The following is a 7,248-nucleotide window of genomic DNA, read 5'->3' as shown; positions in this document are numbered from 1 at the left end:
ATACCTCTTTTTATTAAAATGAATAATAATATCCATACCCATAATGGAGTTCTTATAAATACTTCTTTAATCATAGTATACATTGTATATCCTCCTTTGTTTTTATTAATATTTACATCAAAGGAGATATAAAGAAATACTTTTAAACATAAGTGGTAAAAATCAATACATAAGTGGTTATTTGGAATATTTTTTTAGCTGGTTTTTTAATGAAGAAACATATTTTCTTGACACAATTACTTTTTCCCCGTTTGAAAGTAGTGCTTCTAGATTTCCGTTTGCTTTAACGGAGAATTTGTTTAAAAAATGAATGTTGATAATTATAGTTTTTGAAATTCTAATGAAGTTATCTGGAAGTTCATGTTGTAATTTATATAAAGGACTTTTTATCTCGAATATATTTTCTTTTGTATAAACAAATATTTTCCTTTCAAGATATTCCAAATAAATAATAGTTGAACAAGAAATTTTTTCTTGTTCACTTTTGTGAGTAGAATTTACTATTAAATAGTTATCAGAACTATTCTCTAGTGTTGATACCATATCTAGAATAAAAGATGTTACTTTGTGAATGTAAAAGGTACAAGATTCTTCTTTAAGGTTTTCAATAATTTTAATGTTTGCTTTCATTTGCTACCCTATTTCCCTTTCTTTAAAATAGATTTTAATGTTAGTTTGAAACAAAGTTTAATCAAAGTCAAAATAGTATTTTATATGAATATTATTAAAAAATCTATCAACATATTTCATCGCATCTTTTTTATAAACATCGTAACATTATTTTTAAAACACAACCTGCCATATTGCCATCAATTTAAGAAATGTATTCTTCTCTAAAATGAAAAATCGAGCTGAGCTCCTATGGACAACTAGGAAAGGATGAAATTTTCGTTTTGGGGATACTTCAGAAGTTTAGGTTGATGGGTATGGGGTAGTACCCCATATTATAGTTATCTATACCTATCGATTCATATTACTATAATTAATATGAATCAAATATAAAATATGTATTTCTATAAGAATGCTACATTCTTCTCTATTTACGTATATCTATATTTTTGCAAACTTATTATGATATCGACGTTGATTTAAAGTGGTTTATACAAAATAAATAAGTGGGGTTTTTAGGAAAGGAAGACGGACTTTCGTTTTCGTTTATAAATTCACATAATTTTCAAATATTAAAACTCTATATGTTAATCTCTGTTATATAATGAAACCAAGCCGTAAGTAAGATAGTTTCCCAGTTATGAATAATGAGATAGTTTGTTTCACCTTTTATACATTATCTGAAAAAGAACTTGTAGTGATTTCTACAAGTTCTTTTTTAAAATTCAATATTAATAAGTTAACTATGTTAACAGGAGTGTATCTATTGTTTTGGCCGCAACTTTACCACTAAGTACTTTGGCGTTAGGAAAATGGCACGGTTGTATGAATTGCCACGTCGTAAAGATGTTCTCGTAGTCAATCCAATTATGAGTACTTATAGGGGTTACCATTATCCACTTCAAGGAAAAAGGATCAATCCATAGCCTCTCTAAATTTGACCATGTTATACCAGCGTACTCCTCCATGTTGTGATTCAGACATGCCATGGTTAACAAACCCAAATTTTTCATAAAAAGAAACTAATTCCTGTTTACATGTTAAAGTAATTCCTTCTCTTGCATTTTCTTTTGCAATCTCTTCCATTCTCTCAATTAGAAGCTTTGCAATACCTTGATTTCTTGCCTGCTTGGACACAGCTAATCCTAAAATACTCTGATATCCGCCTCTTTTCGAGTTCTCTCTGATTTTCTCAAAAAGATTATCGGTAATGTACTGTTGATTAATGATAGGGCCATTAATATAACCAAGGATCTCCCCTTGTCTTTCTGCCACAATAAAGGTATCAGGTATCAACTGAATCCTCTCCACAAATGCTTCTTTCGTGGCAGCTTCTTCTATCGAAAAGCCTTCATTCTCAATAAGTAACAGCTGTTCTAAATCTGTGGCTTGAGCATTTCTTAAAGAAATCATTTTGTCTATACCCCCTTTCCTTACTGGATAGACCTAAAAATCATTAGTAGTAATAATTTTATGGGGATTAATTACTACCACAAAAACGTTTAGGAGCTAAACAATAAATATAGTTTAGAGCCTAAACAATAATTTGTCAAGAATGCTTTTTTATTCTATATGAGGCATATCCAACAACTCAGTATACTTTTGCATAACTTTATAAAATACATTAATTTCTTCAGTAGTAAAACTCTTGCGCAATGTTTTATCAGCCCCAGTGAGTTCCTTAATATCATAATCTTTATGTGCTTTACTAAGAAGGTTTCCTTTATCAGTGACATACAAGTGTACAGTTTTGGCATTCCCAGCTTCTTTTTTTCGTATAACCAAACTACGCTTTTCTAGTTTGGTTATAATCTGTGATACAGCACCTTTTGTACGATTCCACCCCAACGCTACATCTGTAACAGTGATTCCCGGACTCTCTTCAATAACAGTAAGAGTATGTACTTCAACCATAGTAATGATTTCTCCTGTACCATAATCACGAGCTGTTTTTATATAATCATTGTAAGTCATAACAAATTTATAAATAGTATTTGCCTTTTCATCCAATTCATGGTACTTAGCATTTGTTTGGATTACATTTTCAGTATCGTTCATTTCTCCTCCAACCTTTCATTCCATCTTTCATAGCTAACCATAAAGTCTAAGTCACTAACTAAGGTCATAAACTTACTCCCCTTTTATTTTTAAAATATTTTAATACATAGTGCATAAAGGTTTCAAGCTCCTACCTAAACTGTCCGTTAAGTGCATGCCTTCACAAAATTCTTGTATTGTATAAAATAAGGCCCATATTTGCGTTTTAATGTTATTCTACAATCTGGCCCTTAAATAGAATACCATTACTAACGCTTTTAAACATCAGTAATGAAAGGCTGCGGTTACTGTCAAAAAGCATTATTCTTGGGATAATCACATATCAAGAAATTTTCGTTGTTTTTTTATCGAAAATTTCTCCCGAAACTCTTTTCACAAACTATGTCTCCAAAATGTACCTTTTAAAAATAAAAAATTTCTTAACACGTATTTGTTAAGTTTCATACCCCTTCAAAAGGTATAGAAATGCATTTAAAAAACACTTCATAAACAAATACACCTTTTGAACTACTTTTGTTATATGAGGTTAGTATTTTCAAAATTAAAAATCCATTTAATTCTTTACTGGAATTTCCGAAAATAAAATAAACTAGTTGTATTCGATATCAATATTAGAAAATTTGGTTATATAAGAATCAGTACAAAAGAACAAAATAAAGAAAGACAAATTGAATCAATAAGAAAACATATTTAAAATTACTTAATTGAAAAGATAAAACATCGTGACTTTATTTCCAATCCATATCTGCAAAATCAAATCGATGCAAACAAACAAAATAATCAAGTTTCAAAAACGCAAGCCTGGAAAGATAGAATGAACAAAAGTTATAGCGCAATTGAAAGTGTAAATACAAATTTCAAAACATATCCAGATGAAAAAATCCCCAACGATTTAAAGTAAAACCATCATATGCTGAAGGAAGGACCTGGCCTATTGGTAAAAAGTAAAGAATTTCTAACACGCGACTTTTCAGATAATTGTAAAGAAGTTATTTCCGCTGGAAACATATTTACAAAACAAGGAATGAATTTAATAGATCCTGCAACAAATTTCATTTTAGATCAAAAATAATGCAAGAAAATAAGCACATCTTGTTATAAAAACAGATGTGCTTATTTTTAAATTTCTATGCATTTTTACGTTTTAAGAAAATCACTCCACCTACTATTAACAACAATGCGCCTGCAGCCATAGAGATCCAACTTGTAAGGTTAGTACCTGTTTGCGGTAACCATCCAATTTTAGATTGAATTTCTTTCTTAGGTTGTGGTTGTTCTTTTACTTGCTCTTTTGGTTGTTCTGATGTTGGAGTATTTTTATCTGGATGTGGCTGTTCTGGTTTAGGTTGTTCCGATTTTACCTCTTTAAACTTCACTGTTTGACCCTTATCTTCGATGTCAACGTGAATAGCTACTAAGACATTATCTTGATACAGTTCTTCAAACACTACTACTTCTTTACCTTGTAATTCAGAAGCATTAAATGTGAAATCTAGTGTGATAGAAGCATTTTTCTCTTTTGCAGTAAACTTAGATTCTGCTGTTACTTCTTTACCATCAACTAATAATGGCTTGTTTGTTGCTTTATCCATTAGTTTACCTTTTACAACGTACTCTTTACCCACGATTAAGTCTTTGTATTCCACTTTATCTTGGATTGTTACAGATTTAGAAGCGTTTAATTCTTTAGAACCATCAACTTTGTTTGTAGCTGTTGTTTTAATTAAAGGCTCTACAAATCGAACTGTTTGTCCTACATCGTTAATGTCAGCGTGAGTTGCAATTACTTGCCCTTCATGTAATAAGTCTTCAAACACTACTACTTCTCTTCCTTGCTGTTCAGCGCCAACGAAAGTAAAGTCTAATGTTACAAAACCATTCTTTTCTTTTGCAGTAAACTTAGTCTCAGCTGTTACTTCTTTACTATCAATTAATAACGGTTTGTTAATAGCTTTGTTCATTAGTTTACCTTTTACAGTGTACTCTTTACCAACAACTAAGTTAGTATACTCTACTTTATCTTGGATAGTAATAGAATCGTTTGCATGAATCTCTTTTCCACCATCAGCTTTGTTTGTAGCTGTTGTTTTTACTGAAGGCTTAACGAACTTAACTGTTTGACCTTTGTCGTTGATATCAGCATGTGTTGTAACAATTTTTCCGTCTTTCAGTACATCTTCGAATACTACTACTTCTTTTTCTTCTAAGCCAGTTGCATCAAATGTGAAGTCTAATGTAATAGAACCATTTGCTTCTTTTGGTGTAAACTTAGTTTCAGCTGTTACTTCTTTACCATTTACAACTAATGGTTTATTAGTTGCTTTATCCATTAATTTACCTTTTACAGTGTACTCTTTACCTACTTGTAGGTCTTTGTATTCCACTTTATCTTGGATTGTAACAGACTTAGAAGTGTGCATTTCTTTTGTACCATCGGTTTTATCAGTAGCTGTTGTTTTTACGGATGGAATCTTTTCATCTTTGACAATATGTTTAATGATTTGACCATTCTCTTTGATCTCAAAAGAGAACGTTTCTTCATTCAATACATAACCTTTTGGTGCAACAGTTTCCTTATATGTGTATTTTCCAAATGGTAACTTTTCAAACTTCGCGATACCTTTATCGTCTGTTTTTCCTTTTACTACTTCTTTCCCTGCTTCATTATAAATTGTAAACTCTGCATTTGGAAGTTTGTTGTTTCCATCAGCTACATCAACTTTTGTAATTTCTAGATCACCTTTAATAAGATGATTGACTGCCAATAGCTCAATAATTTTTCCGTGTTCCTTTATTTCGAACACAATTGGTTCTGTAATAAGAACATAACCATTTGGAGAGGCCTTTTCTACAAATGAATATTTACCATACGCTAAATCTTTGACGTTAACTTCACCATTTTTATCTGTCTTATATTCTCGAATTACTTTCCCACTTGCATCTTTTAGCTCGAATACTGCACCTTCTAATTTCTTGCTGATATCTTCATTATCTACTTTTAGTAATTTTACACTACCTTTCACTTCGGTATTTTCCACTGTAAAAGTAAGTGTTTTATTGTGCTCTTTAATTTCAAAAGGATACTTTGTTTTATTTCCAATATATCCATTAGGTGTTTTTGTCTCTAAGAAATAATACTTACCATACGTAAGACCTTCAACGTTTGCAATTCCATTTTCTTTTGTTACTACTTTTTTCACTTCTTTTCCATCTTCAGTGAAGACTGTGAATTCAACATTTGGTAAAACCTTACCTGAATCACTAAGTTTTTTAATTTCGATGTTACCTTTTACTTTGTTGTTTACTACTTGAACAGCTCCTGTTTCCCCTGTCTTAACTTCAATAGTTTGTGGTTTATCACCTGAAACATAACCTGTTGGTGCTTTAATTTCTTTTACTGTATAAGTACCAATTGGTAGGTTATTTAATTCTGCAATGCCATCAGCACCAGTAGTAATGTTTCCAACTGATACATTATTTGTATTAAAAACTTCAAAAACTGCACCAGCTAAAACTTCCCCATTTTCTCCAACCTTTTTAATTTTTAAAGAACCATTAGCTTCCCAATTTACTGCAAGGTCACTACTAAGCTTCTCCTCGTTTCTTTCTAGTAGTACTGTAGCATTCTGAACAGTATCAGTACCGCGGTAAGCAATTGCTTGAACTTTAGTCAAGTTAGCAGCAACACTTAGATTAAATTCACCTGTTGTTGTATTTTTAGGAATTTGGATACGGAATTTTTCCCCAACTGAAAGTTGATCTTTCACTTCTCCATTTTCACTAACAATTTTAACCCCATTAGGTGCATTTTTCGATAATACCTTATAAGAACCACTCTTAGCATTTGTTTGTACTGTGTATAGGTTTGTTTCAAAGAACTCACCTTTTAATTCTGCTTTCTGCTTTTCAGCAGGAATTACATTCATAAAGATATCTTGTGTATCTTCACTTCTATTAGCACCATCAATAATAGCTTTAGCTGCTTTTTCAACATTCTTATTCATGTGCTTTAATTCATTTACATCAAGTTGACCTAAAGCATTCCAAACAGCAAGTTGTGTTGCATAATGTGCCTCATTTTTATTCTCGACACCCAACTGTTCTGCACTTTTTTGTGGATAACCATTTAATAATACTCTATATACAACATTATCTGTCTTCCCCATTTCGGGTAGGTCTTCCCCATTCGGTGATTTTAATCCAAGAGTTAAGCAATAAGCAATTTGACCATTTGAATTTTTGATAATTTCAGTTCTGATATCCTTTCCTAAACTGTTGCTATGACTCCAGTTCATTGAATACTTTTCATGCGTCATAACCTCCGCACTTGCATTCGGTAGAAACACATTAAAGAATAATGCTAGTACTGATAATAATGCAAAAATTCTTTTAACAACTATTTTTCCCAATTTTAAAACCTCCCTAGATAAAATGATCTTGATTAATTATTCAAATATTTAAAATAATCACAACAAAGATATTTCATATTATAAGACATAAAGTTACAAATATTAAATTATTTTTACAAATTATTTATTTTCTCAACATCCACTATAAATTATGATATTAAAAAATATATTT

Annotated in this window: 4 protein-coding genes and 1 pseudogene; 1 reads left to right on the top strand and 4 read right to left on the bottom strand. The window is 30.9% G+C overall.

Going from position 1 to position 7,248, the window contains the following annotated elements; genetic code table 11:
* Window positions 1-177 precede the first annotated feature (177 nt).
* Window positions 178-630, bottom strand: a complete 453-nt coding sequence (locus tag ACFWDE_RS29345) for a LytTR family DNA-binding domain-containing protein (protein ID WP_377896247.1) — start codon at window positions 628-630, stop codon at window positions 178-180.
* Window positions 631-1,347: 717 nt separating this feature from the next.
* Between ACFWDE_RS29345 and ACFWDE_RS29340 the strand changes: the two are divergent.
* Window positions 1,348-1,490: pseudogene (locus tag ACFWDE_RS29340) on the top strand (Y-family DNA polymerase); the annotation flags it as partial.
* A 34-nt stretch (window positions 1,491-1,524) separates the two neighbouring features.
* Here ACFWDE_RS29340 and ACFWDE_RS29335 read toward each other — a convergent pair.
* From ACFWDE_RS29335 to ACFWDE_RS29325, 3 genes are all read right to left on the bottom strand, one after another.
* On the bottom strand, window positions 1,525-2,022 hold the full coding sequence (locus ACFWDE_RS29335) for a GNAT family N-acetyltransferase (protein ID WP_377896246.1): 498 nt from the start codon (window positions 2,020-2,022) through the stop codon (window positions 1,525-1,527).
* 150 nt (window positions 2,023-2,172) lie between these two features.
* Window positions 2,173-2,667, bottom strand: coding sequence for a MarR family winged helix-turn-helix transcriptional regulator (locus ACFWDE_RS29330; RefSeq protein WP_377896245.1), 495 nt, complete (start codon window positions 2,665-2,667; stop codon window positions 2,173-2,175).
* Window positions 2,668-3,794: 1,127 nt separating this feature from the next.
* A complete protein-coding gene (locus ACFWDE_RS29325) occupies window positions 3,795-7,076 on the bottom strand; it encodes a VaFE repeat-containing surface-anchored protein (protein WP_377896244.1) in 3,282 nt (1,093 codons plus the stop codon).
* Window positions 7,077-7,248: the final 172 nt, after the last annotated feature.

The organism is Bacillus sp. NPDC060175 (assembly GCF_042728695.1).
In the GTDB taxonomy this organism is placed as follows: domain Bacteria; phylum Bacillota; class Bacilli; order Bacillales; family Bacillaceae_G; genus Bacillus_A.
The sequence above is the reverse complement of the archived record's forward strand: the minus strand, read 5'-3'. Positions and strand labels throughout refer to the sequence as shown.

Coding starts and splice junctions, on each gene's coding strand:
- ACFWDE_RS29345 (WP_377896247.1), bottom strand. CDS start 630: ATGAAAGCAAACATTAAAATTATTGAAAACCTTAAAGAAGAATCTTGT.
- ACFWDE_RS29335 (WP_377896246.1), bottom strand. CDS start 2,022: ATGATTTCTTTAAGAAATGCTCAAGCCACAGATTTAGAACAGCTGTTA.
- ACFWDE_RS29330 (WP_377896245.1), bottom strand. CDS start 2,667: ATGAACGATACTGAAAATGTAATCCAAACAAATGCTAAGTACCATGAA.